The sequence below is a fragment of the Lysinibacillus sp. FJAT-14745 genome (genome assembly GCF_001275675.1).
In the GTDB taxonomy this organism is placed as follows: Bacteria; Bacillota; Bacilli; order Bacillales_A; family Planococcaceae; genus Lysinibacillus.
Genome location: NZ_LITM01000009.1, coordinates 536,694 through 552,633, shown reverse-complemented (window position 1 = coordinate 552,633; position 15,940 = coordinate 536,694). Strand labels below are relative to the sequence as shown.

12 protein-coding genes are annotated in these 15,940 nt (G+C 36.7%); 8 read left to right on the top strand and 4 right to left on the bottom strand.

Translation table 11 applies throughout. The features are described from left to right. The first annotated feature begins 83 nt into the window (after nucleotides 1-83). From AMS59_RS17760 to AMS59_RS17745, 4 genes are all read left to right on the top strand, one after another. A complete protein-coding gene (locus AMS59_RS17760; protein ID WP_053485057.1) occupies nucleotides 84-605 on the top strand; it encodes a sigma-70 family RNA polymerase sigma factor in 522 nt (173 codons plus the stop codon). Next, nucleotides 592-1,527 carry a hypothetical protein gene (locus AMS59_RS17755; RefSeq protein ID WP_053485056.1) on the top strand — a complete coding sequence of 312 codons (936 nt, stop codon included), beginning with the start codon at nucleotides 592-594 and terminating at the stop codon, nucleotides 1,525-1,527. The genes AMS59_RS17760 and AMS59_RS17755 overlap by 14 nt, the downstream gene beginning before the upstream one ends. Before the next feature lie 735 nt (nucleotides 1,528-2,262). Further along, nucleotides 2,263-3,534, top strand: a complete 1,272-nt coding sequence (locus AMS59_RS17750; protein ID WP_053485055.1) for an OFA family MFS transporter — start codon at nucleotides 2,263-2,265, stop codon at nucleotides 3,532-3,534. A gap of 395 nt (nucleotides 3,535-3,929) precedes the next feature. Beyond that, on the top strand, nucleotides 3,930-4,622 hold the full coding sequence (locus tag AMS59_RS17745) for an AIM24 family protein (protein ID WP_053485054.1): 693 nt from the start codon (nucleotides 3,930-3,932) through the stop codon (nucleotides 4,620-4,622). On the opposite strand, the gene AMS59_RS17740 is transcribed toward AMS59_RS17745, so the two are convergent. Together AMS59_RS17740 and AMS59_RS17735 are read right to left on the bottom strand one after the other, a co-directional pair. Beyond that, on the bottom strand, nucleotides 4,619-4,891 hold the full coding sequence (locus AMS59_RS17740) for a hypothetical protein (RefSeq protein WP_053485053.1): 273 nt from the start codon (nucleotides 4,889-4,891) through the stop codon (nucleotides 4,619-4,621). The genes AMS59_RS17745 and AMS59_RS17740 overlap by 4 nt on opposite strands. A gap of 48 nt (nucleotides 4,892-4,939) precedes the next feature. Further along, nucleotides 4,940-6,190: an NAD(P)/FAD-dependent oxidoreductase gene (locus AMS59_RS17735; protein ID WP_053485052.1), complete on the bottom strand. Its 1,251-nt coding sequence runs from the start codon at nucleotides 6,188-6,190 to the stop codon at nucleotides 4,940-4,942. A gap of 602 nt (nucleotides 6,191-6,792) precedes the next feature. Between AMS59_RS17735 and asnB the strand changes: the two genes are divergently transcribed. From asnB to AMS59_RS17710, 4 genes are all read left to right on the top strand, one after another. Beyond that, complete coding sequence (gene asnB / locus AMS59_RS17730) at nucleotides 6,793-8,640, top strand: asparagine synthase (glutamine-hydrolyzing) (protein ID WP_053485051.1); 1,848 nt, start codon at nucleotides 6,793-6,795, stop codon at nucleotides 8,638-8,640. A gap of 839 nt (nucleotides 8,641-9,479) precedes the next feature. Beyond that, nucleotides 9,480-11,093 (top strand): polysaccharide biosynthesis protein, encoded by a 1,614-nt coding sequence (locus tag AMS59_RS17720; RefSeq protein ID WP_053485049.1) that lies wholly within the window; start codon nucleotides 9,480-9,482, stop codon nucleotides 11,091-11,093. A gap of 9 nt (nucleotides 11,094-11,102) precedes the next feature. Then, nucleotides 11,103-11,816 (top strand): pseudouridine synthase, encoded by a 714-nt coding sequence (locus AMS59_RS17715; RefSeq protein WP_053485048.1) that lies wholly within the window; start codon nucleotides 11,103-11,105, stop codon nucleotides 11,814-11,816. Between the two features lie 174 nt (nucleotides 11,817-11,990). Continuing rightward, nucleotides 11,991-13,520, top strand: coding sequence for a GGDEF domain-containing protein (locus tag AMS59_RS17710; RefSeq protein ID WP_053485047.1), 1,530 nt, complete (start codon nucleotides 11,991-11,993; stop codon nucleotides 13,518-13,520). A gap of 198 nt (nucleotides 13,521-13,718) precedes the next feature. On the opposite strand, the gene AMS59_RS17705 is transcribed toward AMS59_RS17710, so the two are convergent. Both AMS59_RS17705 and AMS59_RS17700 read right to left on the bottom strand, forming a co-directional pair. Next, on the bottom strand, nucleotides 13,719-14,894 hold the full coding sequence (locus AMS59_RS17705; protein WP_053485046.1) for an MFS transporter: 1,176 nt from the start codon (nucleotides 14,892-14,894) through the stop codon (nucleotides 13,719-13,721). Nucleotides 14,895-15,518: 624 nt separating this feature from the next. Continuing rightward, nucleotides 15,519-15,740 carry a DeoR family transcriptional regulator gene (locus AMS59_RS17700; RefSeq protein ID WP_049667439.1) on the bottom strand — a complete coding sequence of 74 codons (222 nt, stop codon included), beginning with the start codon at nucleotides 15,738-15,740 and terminating at the stop codon, nucleotides 15,519-15,521. Between the last annotated feature and the right edge of the window lie 200 nt (nucleotides 15,741-15,940).

Below are 15,940 nucleotides of genomic sequence, written 5' to 3'. Positions count from 1 at the left end.
TTACTATGAAAAAATTGTTTTTTACTGAAACCAACTGAGATTTCGATACGACTATAGTGTGAATGGGAATAGGAGGTGTTTGTTTGAGTGAGCATTTAGCAAATATTATGGATGAGCATGGTGAATATTGTCTTCGTGTAGCTTATTTATATGTTAAAGACTGGGCTATTGCAGAAGAAATTGTTCAAGATGTATTTTTCGCTTATTACCAGCAACAAGAGCGCTTTGAACAACGATCCTCACTAAAAACATATTTAGTAAAAATAACAGTACATAAAAGTCATGACTATTTACGAAGTTGGAAAAATAAGCGTCATATTTTATTTGAAAAGCTGCACATTGGAGTCAGTAAACGATCGCCTGAAACAAATTTGCTTGAAAAGGATGAGCGGAGAATTTTGACAGCCACTTTGTTTGAGCTTCCAATCACCTATCGAGAAGTAATTATTCTTTATTATTATCAGGAATTAAAGGTTCGAGAGATAGCAGAGGTTCTTGCATGTGCAGAAAATACAGTGAAAACAAGACTACGTAGAGCTAGACAAATTTTGCAGGAAAAACTGGACAAAAGTCATTGGGAGGTGCTAGAAGATGACATCTTTTAAGGATAAACTGGATAAAGAGCTTGGAGAAGCCCCGCGTTTTTCACAACAATTGCAGGAGCGAATTTTGCAAAATGTATATCAGCAAGATAAACAACCTCGTAAATGGCAATATCCAACGATTATCATTGGAGCAGTCGTGACGATCCTCTTTTTGATTGTAATTGGTCCATGGAAGCAAGTAGATACAGCTAAGCATGCTTCGATTGTTGAACTAGCCCAGCATGAGGTTAAACAGTTTACTATTGCGCAAAATTGGGAGGAAGATTCCTTTAAGGCTGGAAGAACTGGCTGGATCTTAGTGCAACAGACTTATAAAAAAGATTCGGAAACAAAGCTCATTGCTAATGCACTTCAAAAAGCAGTTATATCGAAGAAGGACAATGATTATTATGCATTTCGTGATGTATGGGTAGAGTTTGACAATGGGCAAGTTGTGCAACTAAAAGTGTTCTTAAACAATGAGCAGCTAGCTTTTAGTGATCGACATACAAATATCTTTTACAAAGTGGAAGATGGCGACACTGCTTCATCATTTATTGCTCTTATGCGAAAAGATGAAAAAGATATTAGTTTCGGTGAGATGCTTACATTTTTAATAATTGCTCTCTTTCTAAGGTGGCTTTTAGAAAAAGCAATTCGAAAAAAGTTTAGCATTCCAAAGGAGCCAAAATATATAAATACAGGCCATCAAAGTACAATATATATTGCTAATTTTATACAAGGAGCGGCTTTAATTTTATTTAATATAAATGGGTGGTTTATATATACAGCTGCAATATTCGGATTTTTTGTTATCTCCATGTTAAGCTATATTATGATTGAGTATTATTATGGTCGGGAAGAAAAAAGGCATTATGTATCGATAGGTTCATTTACTCTACTAGTGCCACTAATAATTGTATTAATCATTTATTTTTTATAAAAAGGAAAGAGATGCTCAATCTATTCAGGAGCATCTTTTTTACTTGTGTGCTATAGCAAATGTTATTGTTATAACTTATTGGTTTAGTTGCTTTTAAGTTTAGAAAGCATTTCTGGCCATAGTTTAAAAAATGTGCAGTATTTATTTTAAATGAAAAAATATATATTTGAATAATAAAAATGAGTAGGTAAGGAATATTCATTTTGAAATATACAAAATGTGTATTGGATTTATTTGATTTAATATACATCAAAAGTAAAATACGACATTTATTGTTGTTTTTCAACCCCTTTTTACGAGAAGGAAATTCATTTATTTAAGCGTTAAAATTCTCTTTTATTCTAAATATTTCTATATGATGAATCTCTTTTTAGGGTCTTTTAAAGGAATGCGAAGGAATAATGAGAGTTAGAAAAAGTGGAATATACATAGTTTGTATGTGAAAATATGCACAAAATTAATTATATCAAAATAATTTATATGGAGTCGGATAATAGAGTAGAAAAATAATATTAGCTAAAAAATGTTGTGGTTTTTGTTTAATAAACATCTATTTACTTAGAGGCAGTAAGGTTTTCGTTATAAGTTTACTAGGGTGAAAAATAAAATACTTTTTGGAGAAATAATATTTTTTGAAAAAACATCTTGCATTTGAATAATTCTAAGTGGTAAATTGATTTACAGGACGTTCATAAAACTTTCACAGGTAGCAAAAGAGGGGAGAAAAGAGAAATTATGAATAAAAATAGATGGTTAATTGCATTATCCGCAATCGCTATTCATCTTTCAATCGGTGGAGCATATGCATACAGTGTATACAAGCTACCGATTGTCACAGAAATGGGATGGAGTGAAACAAACGTAACGGTTGCCTTCACAATAATGATGGGGCTTGCTGGTTTTTCAGCAGCATTATTTGGTAACTTAGTAGAAAAAATGGGACCACGTAAATCTGCAATGATAGCAGCTGTTCTATTTGGGGCAGGACAAGCTGGGGCGGGTCTAGCGATTTCTATGGATTCCGTAACATTGTACTGGTTAACATATGGTTTACTAAGCGGATTGGGTATGGGTATTGGTTATATTTCGCCTGTATCGACATTAGTAAAATGGTTCCCGGATCGCCGCGGTTTAGCAACAGGTATGGCTGTACTTGGATTTGGTTCAGGGGCACTTATTACAGCGCCAGTCGCAGCTAACTTAATGGAGGCTGTGGGTATTTCTACAACGTACTTTATTTTAGGGGCAAGTTATTTCACGTTAATGATTTTAGGGGCTTTATATATAGTACCGCCTGCACCTGGTTATATGCCAGCTAATATGAAGGCTGCTGCAAATAATGGTAAAGAAGTAGTGAAAAAAGATTTAGCTGTCATGTCAGCACGTGAAGCTGTGAAAACTAAGCATTTCTGGATGCTTTGGTCGATGCATTTAGTAAACGTAACAGCAGGTATTATGATGATTTCTGTTGCATCTCCAATGGCTCAAGAAATTGTAGGATTATCAGTTGCGGGAGCCGCAGCAATGGTAGGAATAATGGGATTATTTAATGGTGGTGGTCGTTTAATATGGGCTGCTGTGTCTGACTATATTGGCCGTTCGAACGTCTTTGTAATTTTCTTTATCGCACAGTTAATTACATTTATCGTCTTACCGCACACAACAAACGTTATTGTTTTCCAAGCACTTATTTTCTTAGTTGTTAGTTGTTATGGTGGGGGTTTCTCGAATCTACCAGCATTTGCAAGTGATTTATTCGGTACGAAACAACTCGGAGTTATTCATGGTTATTTATTAACGACTTGGTCATTAGGTGGTATTTTTGGGCCACTTTTAGTGAGCACAATTAAAAACTCTTATGGAAGTTATATTCCAGTATTCTATGTGTTTACAGGGTTAATTGCTGCTTCGTTAATTATTTCATTAACTTTACGTGCAGATGTACGTAAACGAACAGCATTAAAACAAGCTTCTGAAAAGGTTGGAGACGTCTCCGCTACACAATAAATTATACTTTCAATTCGCACTTGAAGGTATTGGCCATATGAGTGTCATTTCGCACATGACGCTTGTATGGTCTTTTTTTGTAGTTATTGTTATATAACACTCGATTAATCTCTGTTTAATGTATAACAGCTAATGTCTGATGTCAATATCATTACGGGAAATAAAGTGATTTCGCTACCAAAAGAGAAATTTTGTAACGGGAAGCAATTGAGGGGTTCATTTTCAAGAGGGCGACCAAAAACTGATTTTTTTGTTACTCTCCCTTAAAGCTAGTCTTTTTAATGAATAGGAAAGTCACCTAATAATTCAATTGTTCGTTTTTATCACTTCTTTAATTTGATTGAATCTTTTCATATGTTAAAACGTATATAAAATAAATAAGGAGGCAATGCGATATGGGGAAATTTTCTTTAAATGAATTTATTAATAAAACACAGCAAGACGACAACGAAAATGAATATTTCGAGTTAGAAACTGAGCGTGTATTAGAGGTCAACCTAAATGGCGAGGTTTGGTCGAAAATGGGCGCGATGATTTCTTACATAGGAGATATTAAGTTTGAGCGTGAGCGTGTGTTGGAGCATGGCCTCGGTAAAATGTTTAAAAAAGCATTAACTGGCGAAGGTACACAACTTATGAAAGCGAAAGGTAAGGGGCGACTTTATTTAGCCGATCAAGGAAAAAAAATAACGGTCTTCGATTTAAAGGATGAAAGTATTTGTGTAAACGGCAATGATTTACTCGCATTTGAGCCAAGTATTGATTGGGATATTCATTTAATGCGTAAAATGGCAGGAGTCATGTCAGGTGGGCTGTTTAATGTAACCTTACAAGGAAGAGGAAAGGTAGCCATTACAACTCATTTTGAACCGTTAACCTTGTTAGTAAAGCCTGGTGAAACGGTCTATACTGATCCACATGCCACAGTAGCATGGTCAGGTAATTTGGCACCAGAGTTTAAAACAGATATTAGCTTCCGAACATTTATCGGTCGTGGTAGTGGTGAATCCATTCAAATGGCGTTTTCGGGTGAAGGATTTGTCATTATTCAACCATTTGAGGAAGTATATATGTCTAAAGATAGCTAAAAAAGCGTGTCCGCATTTCGGGACACGCTTTTTATATGATGAGAAGTAACTTGAATCGCTGATAGAACACCGAAAATCGCTGATAAAAGAGCCAGAATCGCTGATAGAACACCGAAAATCGCTGATAAAAGGGCCAGAATCGCTGATAAAACACCGAAAATCGCTGATAAAAGGGCCAGAATCGCTGATAGAACACCAAAAATCGCTGATAAAAGAGCCAGAATCGCTGATAAGTCACTGAAAATCGCTGATAAAAGACTCGAAATCACCGATAACTCCCGAAAAATCGTTGATAGAAGTCCGAGATACAGAGTATATTACAGTGCTGCGTTCATGCCTGCAATACGTCCTGTTACGAGTGCAGACGTTATATTATAGCCACCTGTGTAGCCATGAATGTCGAGGATTTCTCCGCAGAAAAATAAGCCAGCCTTTTTCTTTGAAGCCATTGTTTTTGGTTCAATCTCTTTAACAGAGACGCCACCTCCAGTGACGAATGCTTTTTCAAGGGATTGCGTACCACTAACTGTCATTGTGAAATTGACGAGTAGTCTAGCTAAGTTGCGGATTTTTTCCTGTGATAATTCAGTACCTGTCAATTGTATATCGATGTCTGCACGTTCACATAAAAATAGTAGCCAGCGTTCAGGTGCAATTCCTTTCCAAACGTTTTTTACCGCTTTTTTTGGATCTTCTTTAATGAGTCTGTTTAAATATTGTAGACAAGATTCTTCATTATAATCAACAAGTGTTTGAATACGCATTGTCACAGGCTCGTAACCTGTTTTCATTAATTCTTTTACGACAAATTGACTACAGCGTAAAACAGCAGGACCGCTTAATCCGAAATGAGTAAAGAGCATGTCCATTTGATGTGTGACGAGCACCTTGCCTTTTTTGTTTAATACAGAGACAGCAACATCTCGTAACGCAAGCCCCTGTAGCTCACGAGCTTGAATAAAATCCTCTTTCGATAGAACAGGAACCTCAGTAGGGAAAAGAGTTGTAATAGTATGGCCAGCACGCTCTGCCCAAGGATAACCATCTCCTGTTGAGCCTGTTTGTGGAACAGCTTTCCCACCAACGGCAACGACTACTGCCTCACTACGAATTTCTGAGCCATCTGTAAGACGTACTCCGAGAATTTTGTCCTCATCCATTAGCAGCTTATTAACGGGTGTGTTTAAGCGTACTTCAACATGTAGCCTCTGAAGCTGACGAATAAGTGCATCTACTACATCTTGCGCGCGGTTAGATACAGGGAACATACGCCCATGATCCTCCTCTTTTAATGCCACACCAAGTCCTTCAAAAAATGCGATAATATCTTCGTTATTGTAAACCGTGAATGGGCTGTAAAGAAAACGGCCGTTTCCGGGTATGTGCTTAACTATTTCTTCAACAGGCAAACGATTTGTGACATTACAGCGACCACCGCCTGAAATGGCCAATTTTTTGCCGAGCTTTGTCCCTTTTTCTAGTAATAATACTTTCTTTTTACGCTCTCCAGCAGCGACAGCAGCCATTAAACCAGATGGGCCTCCACCGATAACGATAACATCGTACATATATTTAAACTCACTTTCTTTTCAAATTAGGAATCTTTCCTATTATACATGAAGTCTATATAGAGGGGCTTCTTTCACATTGAAAATAAAACAAAAGTATTTTATAATGCTTTATCTTCTACTTTAAGTAGCTCGTCACCATAACATGGGGTTGATTTCCGTTCCGACTTGGCGCTTTGCCGCTGACGCTTCGCTTTCGCGCAGAGCAGAGCTTCCTGGGGGCGTCTGATGAGCCGCTTGGGCCTACACGATGTAGGTCACGAAGGCGTTATCACAGGACGTGATGTTTTTAGCCTTCGTTCCTTTATATCGCTGATCCCCAAGGAGTCGCCCAGTCTCCACTCCAATCAACTTATACACATGACATACTTTTTAACACAATGTCATCCAAAAGTTTCGGTGAAGAGCTTACATGTGTAAAGTTTTGAAGGAAAATTGAGGTATTTTCGAGAGATAAAGTGCTCGTCGATTGAACGAATAATCAGTGTAGAATAACCTCACTGATGAAAGTTTTGCTTTATCTGTATTGTCTGCATGAAATGAATGTCTTTTCATGCTATTATGGTAAAGGTTATGCACTAAATTATGAGGTGAAAAATAGAATGTGCGGATTTATAGGCTATATTAATGGAACAAATGTGATTGATCATCATCAAACGATCGAAAATATGATGAATACAATTATTCACCGTGGCCCAGACAGCGGTGGGATTCACAGTGATGATAAAGTAACGTTAGGATTCCGTCGATTAAGTATTATCGACTTATCAGACGTGGCAAATCAGCCGTTATACAGTGCGGATGGAAACATCGTTCTCGTATTTAATGGAGAGATCTTTAACTTCCAAGAGCTACGTGCTGATTTGATTGAAAAAGGTCACAACTTTAAAACACACTCTGATAGTGAAGTTATTATTTATGGTTATGTTGAATACGGAGTAGACTTTGTCAAAAAGCTTCGCGGAATGTTCGCATTCTGCATTTGGGATAAAAAGAATGATTTACAATTTATCGCTCGTGATGGCTTTGGTATTAAGCCGCTGTATTATACAGAAAATACAACAGATGGTACTTTTATTTTCGGTTCAGAAATTAAATCATTTTTACCACACCCATCATTTATTAAAGAATTAAATAAAAATGCGCTTCGTCCTTATTTGACGTTCCAATATTCTTCAATGGACGAAACGTTCTTTAAAGGTGTATACAAATTACAACCAGCACACTATATGCTTATTCAAAATGGACAAAAGCAAATTGTGCAGTATTGGGATAAAAAATTCCATGCAAAAGAAGCTCCAATTGAAAAATATGTAGAAGAAATTCGTACAACAGTAAGAGAATCAGTAGATGCGCATCAAATAAGTGATGTAAAGGTTGGTTCTTTCTTATCAGGTGGTATTGATTCAAGTTATATTACTTCATTATTACGCCCTGATAAATCCTTCTCTGTTGGTTTCTCTGACTACGAGGATATGTTTAATGAAACAAATTTAGCAAAAGATTTATCGGATACATTAAATATTCAAAATGAGCGTAAATATATTTCGGCAGATGAGTGTTTTGAAGCATTACCAAAAATTCAATGGCATATGGACGAGCCACAGTCGAACCCATCTTCTGTACCGCTTTATTTCCTTTCTGAGTTAGCGTCGAAGGATGTAACAGTAGTACTATCAGGTGAAGGTGCGGATGAAATTTTTGGTGGTTACTCATGGTACCAAAACTCTGGCAAAATGCAAAAGTATGAGAAAGTTCCATTTGGTATTCGTAAAGCGTTACGTGGCTTAGCTGAAGCGTTACCTAAAAATCAATATACACACTTCCTTGTTAAAGGTGGTCAAACAGTAGAAGAACGCTTCATTGGGGAAGCGGTTGTATGGGACGAAGAAGATGCATTAAATGTATTGAAACCAGACTATAAAAATGGTCCATCTGTAAAATCGATTACAAAACGTATTTACGATGAAGTTCCAGGTGATGATGATGTTACTAAAATGCAGTATCTTGATTTAAATCTTTGGATGCCAGGCGATATTTTATTAAAAGCAGATAAAATGAGCATGGCTCATTCTATAGAATTACGTGTACCATTTTTAGATAAAGAAGTGATGGAATTGGCGAAAAACATTCCATCAAAATATCGCGTAAATGACATTGATACGAAATATGTTCTTCGTCAAGCTGCGCATCAGGAATTACCAGAAGAATGGGCAAAACGTCCAAAGCTTGGCTTCCCGGTGCCAATTCGTCACTGGCTACGTGAAGAAAAGTATTATAAAATGGTAAAAGAAATGTTTACAACTGACTTTGCTAATGAATTCTTTGATACAAAGCAATTAGTAGGCTATCTAGATGAGCACTATGAAGAAAAAGCAAATCGTGGACGTTATATTTGGACAGCCTATGTGTTCTTAGTATGGTATAAACAATTTTTCGTAGAGATGTAATAGAGAAGTAGCTTTAATCGGTGGGGGTTTTCTTAATCTCCACCGATTATTTTGAGCCTTCTACTTTCCGTGGGGAGGACACAACCGCTATTTTTTTTATTGAGCTTCAAGAACTTTTTAATGTATTTATGCGTCTGTTTACCTATAAATATGTTAAGATTACAGTTGGTTTACTTATTTAATATTTTGCAATGATGTGCTTTTATGTTGTTTTACTGAATTTTGTTGGCGGTAGTATTATGGTTTGAACAGTAAAAGAAAGCTGTTTTTATATACAGCGTTTGAAATAATCCTGTATAGGTGCTCGGGTAGCGGAAGAAACCGCTCAGGTCCCAAGTGAAAGCGCTCGGGTAGCAGAAGAAACCGCTCAGGTCCTCAGTAAAAGTGCTCGGGTAGCAGAAGAAACCGCTCAGGTACCAAGTGAAAGTGCTCGGGTAGCGGAAGAAACCGCTCAGGTACCCAGAGAAAGTGCTCGGGTAGCAGAAGAAACCGCTCAGGTGCTCAGTAAAAGTGCCCGGGTAGCAGAAGAAACCGCTCAGGTCCCAAGTGAAAGTGCTCGGGTAGCGGAAGAAACCGCTCAGGTCCCAAGTGAAAGCGCTCGGGTAGCAGAAGAAACCGCTCAGGTCCTCAGTAAAAAAGCTCGGGTAGCAGAAGAAACCGCTCAGGTACCCAGTAAAACTGCTTAGGTAGCAGAAAGAACGGCCTAAAAAGCAGGGTAAACCTCGAATGCTTTGAAAACGCTTGCTCTGCTAGTACTAAAACAAGCACTTTTAACAGCAAATATTTTATAAGTGTTACGGTAATGAAAATTTTGATTTTACGATGAATGGATGGGTACGATGTCCAATTTAATGAAAGGTACTGCGATATTAACAATGGGAATGTTTTTATCGAAGGTGCTCGGATTAATTTATATTTTTCCTTTTTATGCGATTGTGGGTGAGGAAAATGTTGCCCTCTATCAATATGCATATATTCCCTATTCGATAATGCTAGCAATAGCCATCTCAGGTGCGCCAATTGCTGTATCCAAGTTTGTTTCTAAATACAATGCAATGGGTGATTATCAATCAGGCCGCAAGCTTTTGAAATCAGGCATACTTATTATGATGTCTACAGGGTTAGCGGCGTTTATTGTTCTCTTTATGCTAGCTACGCCAATAGCGGGGCTTGTTATTAAAAGTGATGAACAGGCATTTACGGTAGAGCAAATTGCTTCGGTTATTCGCTGGGTTAGCTTTGCGTTAATTGTCGTGCCATTTATGAGTCTCTGGCGTGGATTTTTCCAAGGCTATGACAAAATGGAGCCTACAGCGATTTCTCAGTTAGTGGAGCAAATTGTTCGTATTGTTGTGTTATTGGGTGGTTCATTCTTAGTTGTGGTAGTTTTCAATGGAAAACCAGAAACAGCTGTTTCCTTTGCAGTATTTGCTGCTTTTATTGGGGCAATTGGTGGGTTGCTAGTACTTTATTATTATTGGAGAAAATATCAACCTGAATTTGATTTACTGCGCAGTCAAAGTGTGACGTCTACACAGCTACCAATGTCCAACATATATAAAGAAGTAATTACGTATTCGATTCCAATGGTGTTTGTAGGCGTTGCTAATCCGTTATTTCAATTAGTAGATATGCTAACATTTAATGGAGCTATGATATCTATAGGCTTAGCAGAAGTAACGGATAAGTATTTATCAATGATTAACTTTACAACACAAAAGGTTGTCATTATCCCAGTAATGCTTGCTACAGGTTTTTCGTCAGCACTAGTACCGACGATTACAAAATACTTTACGCAAGGTGAATATGTATCGCTACGACATGCAATGGATAAAACATATCAGATATTAATATTTATTACATTGCCCGCGGTAGTTGGAATTTCATTGTTATCGAATGAAATTTACTTTATGCTCTATACTGAAAGTGAGATGGGGGCTATGATTTTAGCCCATTATGCACCTGTTGCTATTTTATTTGCTTTATTCCAAGTGACAGCAGCTCTTTTACAGGGCATTGACTTCCAAAAGTGGATTGTCTTAAGCTTATTAACTGGAATTTTCGTCAAGCTAGCGATTAACATTCCGTTAATTCGTTGGATGGAGGCAGATGGCGCACTTCTTGCTACAGCTATTGGCTATAGTGTTTCAATTATCATTAATATGCTTGTGCTACGAAAAACACTGAACTACAAATCAGATATGGTTATTCGTCGTGTCATGCTCATTTCTCTTTTGACAGCGGCAATGGCGGTAAGTGTACTAATCGTTCATAAACTTTTAGTGTTATTAATGGGACCAGTAAGTGGTAAATTCTCTGCATTGGTTTATTCTGTTATTTGTGCTGGAGTAGGTGTAGCAGTATATGGATATTTGTCTTTACGTCTAGGCTTAGCACAAAAGCTTCTCGGTGAACGATTGACAAGAATTACAAACAAACTGGGATTTAAATAGGAGGTACTAATGCGTTTAGATAAATTACTGTCGAATATGGGTTACGGGTCACGCAAGGAAGTTAAGCAGCTTCTAAAGCAAAAAGCAGTGACAGTAGATGGCGCATATGCAAAGGATGCAGCATTACATGTTGATCCTGACAAGCAGGAGGTCTCCGTATTTGGTGAACGTGTGAACTATACAGAATTTGTATACTTTATGATGAATAAGCCTCCTGGAGTTATTTCTGCAACGGAAGATTTACGAGATGAAACCGTCATCGAGTTGTTAGAGCCTTTACATCAACATTTCCAGCCTTTTCCTGTAGGTCGTCTTGATAAAGATACAGAGGGATTATTGCTGATAACAAATGATGGCATATTAGCACATAATTTATTGTCTCCTAAAAAACATGTGCCGAAGGTTTACTATGCACAAATAGAAGGAATTGTGACTGAGGAAGACTGTGAGAAATTTGCTCAAGGTGTGGAGCTAGACGATGGTTATGTAACAAAACCAGGAGAGCTCATCATATTAAAATCTGCTCAGCAATCAGAAATTGAGTTAACGATCCAAGAAGGTAAGTTTCATCAGGTGAAGCGTATGTTTGAAGCTGTTGGTAAACGTGTAACGTATTTAAAACGCCTATCGATGGGCAGCCTAAAGTTAGATGACAGTCTAGCATTAGGTGAATATCGAGAATTAACGGCTGAAGAGCTAGCCTGCTTACAAAATAGGGATTAAAGAATTCCTCGATGCTAACGACGATTAGTATCGAGGCATTTTTTATATACATACTTATGCTAGTAACTGTATAATTGATGTAACTTTTAGTGAAATGCCATTTAGTCTATCGTACTAATAAATCTCTAAATGTTTCAGAAAAAATGATGGTGAAAATAAGTAGAGGGTAAGTTCATGAAAAACCTAAAAATTAAATTACTAATATCTTTAATTGCCTTTGCATTAATACTCGTTTCTGTAATTTTTTGTGTTGATAGGCAAATACTTACTGAGGATATAAAAAAACAAGAAGTCATGAATCGAACATTAATTGAAAATCATATTCTGACAGATATGCAAACGGTAGATAATGCACATTTTTATTTTGATAAAACTCTCTCTGACAAAATGGAAGAAGTACTACGAAAACTAATTACTTATTATAAAGAAAATCCACATATAGCGAAGTGGGATTTGCAGAAAATAAAAAGCGAAAATGAAATGGACGTGTACATACTCGACCAATCAAATACCGTAATTTATACAACTTTTGAAAAAGATAAAGGTTTAAATTTTTCTCAATGCTGCTACCGTTTTTCTACTTTACTAGATGAACGTCGAGCAAGCGGGAAATACTACACTGATGGTATAGATATTTCAACAACTACTGGAGGATATCGAAAATTTGGCTATTTAGCAACACCTGACAAAAAATATGTATTCGAGGTAGGTATAGACTTACTTGATGATCCTGTATTCCAAACTTTTAACTTCGGAAAGACTGCTCACTATCTAACAGATAAATATGTAGATTTGTTAGAAGTACAAGCGATAAATGCCGTTGGGGTTTTCTTTGATGATTCTAAATCTCGTAAAATAACTGTAAATGATCAATCGAAAATGTTTCAAGAGCATTTTGAGCTAGCAAAAAAAACGATGAAGCCAACGGAATACCAAAAAGAGTTTGAAAATGGTTATATCGAAAAATATCGTTTTTTACCATACGAAGCTGAAGTGGTTCGGGGAGAAGCCACTAAAAGAATTATATATGTGAAATATGGTAATTTCACAGAAATAAGAGCGCTAACTAAAAATACAAAGCAGTTTCGAGTTTTGCTTTGTATTGCCTTAGTAACTTCTTTCATCATGCTATTAGTCATCAACAAACTCCTTTCCAAAACGATTCATCTTGCAACATATGATCCTTTAACAAATGTTTATAATCGTGCTACTTATAGTAGAAAAATGGACAAGTTATTAAGACAACGGAAGAAGAATCAACCTGGTTTATTGCTGTTAGACTTAGATAATTTTAAACAAGTCAATGATCGGTTTGGACATGTTGAAGGTGATAAAATCCTGATTGAAACAGCAAAAACTTTAAAGCAAGAAGTAGGGAAAAATGGCTTTGTAGTAAGATTTGGTGGAGATGAATTTGCCATTGTTTTATATGATACGAAAGATGAAAGTATGGAAAAATTAGCGAATTCCATTTTGGAGAAAATTCGTCTCTTGAAGTATGCGGATAAAGTTTCTGGTGATAGATGGTCTGTACTTTCAGTCAGTATGGGCAGTGCCATTTGCATTCATCTAGATGAGTCAGAAAGAAGCTTATTTGAGCGTGCAGATAAGGCATTATATCAATCGAAAAATGCTGGTAAAGACCAATTCACAAGTTATAAAGAGGCTGCTGCCGATGAAGGAAGCCAAAGCCACTTAAAATAATTTTATAATCATTCGCTCCATTACTATTACAGTGGATCCAAGCAAGTTTCAAATGCTTGAGATGCGCTTAGAGAAATGGAGCGGTTTTTTTGTCAGAAGTTAAACCCCGTAAATGCCCTTTTACTTACATTTTATTGGATCATCACCAAAAGTTGTGGATGACATTTGTTAAAACACACGTTATGGTGATGAGCCACTTTATTCCTGTTGCGGCTTAAGCTTTGATCTATAAAATAAACAACTGCATAAAACAAGAACAGCAATGACCGCAAACATTGCGTTCATATAATGTGATAGCAACCACCCGCCAATAATTGGTCCAATGAAGCCCCCTAAATTTTTAAATTGAGCTGCTCCTAAATAGGTTCCCTTTTGCGTATCAGGCGCAATTTCATCAATCATGACATTCATAGTCGGAAAGGCGAAAATTTCACCAATAGTGAATATAATCATAGCGATAATATATAACGGATAGTTATTTGAGAAGCCGAATAATAAAAGACCAAACGCGAAGAACAGAATCCCTACTAATAGAGTAGCTGTCGATGAAAAACGTTCTGAAAGGATACTAATCGGTAATTGTAGTAATAACACAACTACTGCATTGAGCGAGATTAGTAGAGAATAGAGCTTGGCACCATCTTCAATTTTAAGTTCAATGATTTGTGGCAATGTTGAATCAAATTGAGAGTAACCAATATTAATTAAAATTGCCCCAAAAATAAAGCTTAATAGTATACGATTCGTCAATAATATCGTGAAGGTTTGCAGTATTTTTGTTGGCGTTGAAGCTTTTGGTTGTTGCATTTCATAGCGATTTAAAACGAAAAATAAAAATACGGCATAAATAATATACATAGTCCCTGTCAGCATGAATGGAATACTTGGACTGGACAATTGAGAAATATAAACACCAATAATAGGACCAATAACAGCGGCTATATTAATGGCTGTGTAACGAAACGAAAACAATCTTTTTCGTTTGTCAGCAGGAGTAAAATCAATCATTAATGCCTGTGTCGAGGGTTCGAAGAAGGAGCGACATAAGCCATTAAGGGCGTTCAATGCTACAAAGAACCAAATTGTTTGTGCTATTGCAAAGCCAAAGAACACAATGCTCCAAACAATAATCGTAAGCAAAATGACGTTTTTTCTACCAAATCGGTCAGTTAAATAACCACCAAAGAATCCGCCTACAGTGGAGATTAACGGTGCAATACCAATCGTCAAGCCTATTTGTAAAGGGGATGCTTCAATTTCATTATGTAAGTAAATGGCTAAAAAGGGCATTGCCATAAAACTTGCAATGCGTGTAAAAATCGTTCCGCCTAAAATAATCCAAACTAGTGGATGAAACAGTTTGGGAAGTTTCATAGAATCCTCCTCTCAAAATGTAGAATGTTTCGATTTTAACGGATTGTTAATCAATTGTAAATAGTCAAAAAACATTTGAAGATAACGCTGAGAAAACGAATGTTATAAAAATACATGAATTGTTAGCAAATAAGGGGCTTTGCATAAATAAGGTTCATCATCATAACGTGTTGTTGATTTACGTTCCGACTGGGCGCTTTGTAGCTGCCGCTTCGCTTTCGCACAGATAAACAATTGTTGCTGACGCTACGCTTTCGTACAGCAACACAGCACCGAAGTTGGTCACGAAGGCGTTATCACAGGACGTGATGGTTTTAGCCTTCGTTCCTCTATATCGCTGGTCCCTAAGGAGTCGCCCAGTCGGAACGGAAATCAACTTATATACATGGCATACTTTTAAAATAATGTTATCCTCAACTTTTGATGATGAATACCATAAATAATGAATATTCATAATTAGAGGGAAATTTCACTAAAAGTAATCGCAATCTTTTGAGAGGTAATTTACTTGGAAGTTTGAGAAATTGTGAGGAATCAAAAAATAGTAGAAAACAAAAAAAGAATGACCACGACGAAAGGTCATTCTTTTCCCATACAAAATGCTTTACGTATTAAACGTAAAAACTAAGACGTCAATTTTACTTTTTTCTTCGTCGTTGTCCATTTGCCTCGACTTGGACTCATCACCAAATCGTTAAAGGCTAACACGTTCAAATCTCTTTGAACAGTGCGAGGAGTGATACTAAACTCTTCGACTAAATCCTGTGTAGACACGGTTCCTTTGTCTAAAATAAACATGTACACGTCTTTAATACGATTAAGCATTCGATCAGTAGTTGGTTTCATAAATGAACCACTCCTTCATCTTATTTCTCTTGGCAAAGACTAGCGGACGACAATATGTGCGGAGTGCACTTAGGCTAATAAGTAGCTGCCTTAGACATCCCCTTTTCTAATTTTATATTCAGAACAATAATTCTGATAACTTCATTATATAGAAAAACTAGTTGATTTTCTAGTGAATGCAAGTGAAATTTACAATTTAC

What these genes read in the sequence shown, in the direction of transcription:
- AMS59_RS17715 (WP_053485048.1), top strand. Translation starts at nt 11,103, where the DNA reads ATGCGTTTAGATAAATTACTGTCGAATATGGGTTACGGGTCACGCAAG.
- AMS59_RS17705 (WP_053485046.1), bottom strand. Translation starts at nt 14,894, where the DNA reads ATGAAACTTCCCAAACTGTTTCATCCACTAGTTTGGATTATTTTAGGC.
- AMS59_RS17755 (WP_053485056.1), top strand. Translation starts at nt 592, where the DNA reads ATGACATCTTTTAAGGATAAACTGGATAAAGAGCTTGGAGAAGCCCCG.
- AMS59_RS17720 (WP_053485049.1), top strand. Translation starts at nt 9,480, where the DNA reads ATGTCCAATTTAATGAAAGGTACTGCGATATTAACAATGGGAATGTTT.
- AMS59_RS17735 (WP_053485052.1), bottom strand. Translation starts at nt 6,190, where the DNA reads ATGTACGATGTTATCGTTATCGGTGGAGGCCCATCTGGTTTAATGGCT.
- asnB (WP_053485051.1), top strand. Translation starts at nt 6,793, where the DNA reads ATGTGCGGATTTATAGGCTATATTAATGGAACAAATGTGATTGATCAT.
- AMS59_RS17750 (WP_053485055.1), top strand. Translation starts at nt 2,263, where the DNA reads ATGAATAAAAATAGATGGTTAATTGCATTATCCGCAATCGCTATTCAT.
- AMS59_RS17710 (WP_053485047.1), top strand. Translation starts at nt 11,991, where the DNA reads ATGAAAAACCTAAAAATTAAATTACTAATATCTTTAATTGCCTTTGCA.
- AMS59_RS17745 (WP_053485054.1), top strand. Translation starts at nt 3,930, where the DNA reads ATGGGGAAATTTTCTTTAAATGAATTTATTAATAAAACACAGCAAGAC.
- AMS59_RS17700 (WP_049667439.1), bottom strand. Translation starts at nt 15,740, where the DNA reads ATGAAACCAACTACTGATCGAATGCTTAATCGTATTAAAGACGTGTAC.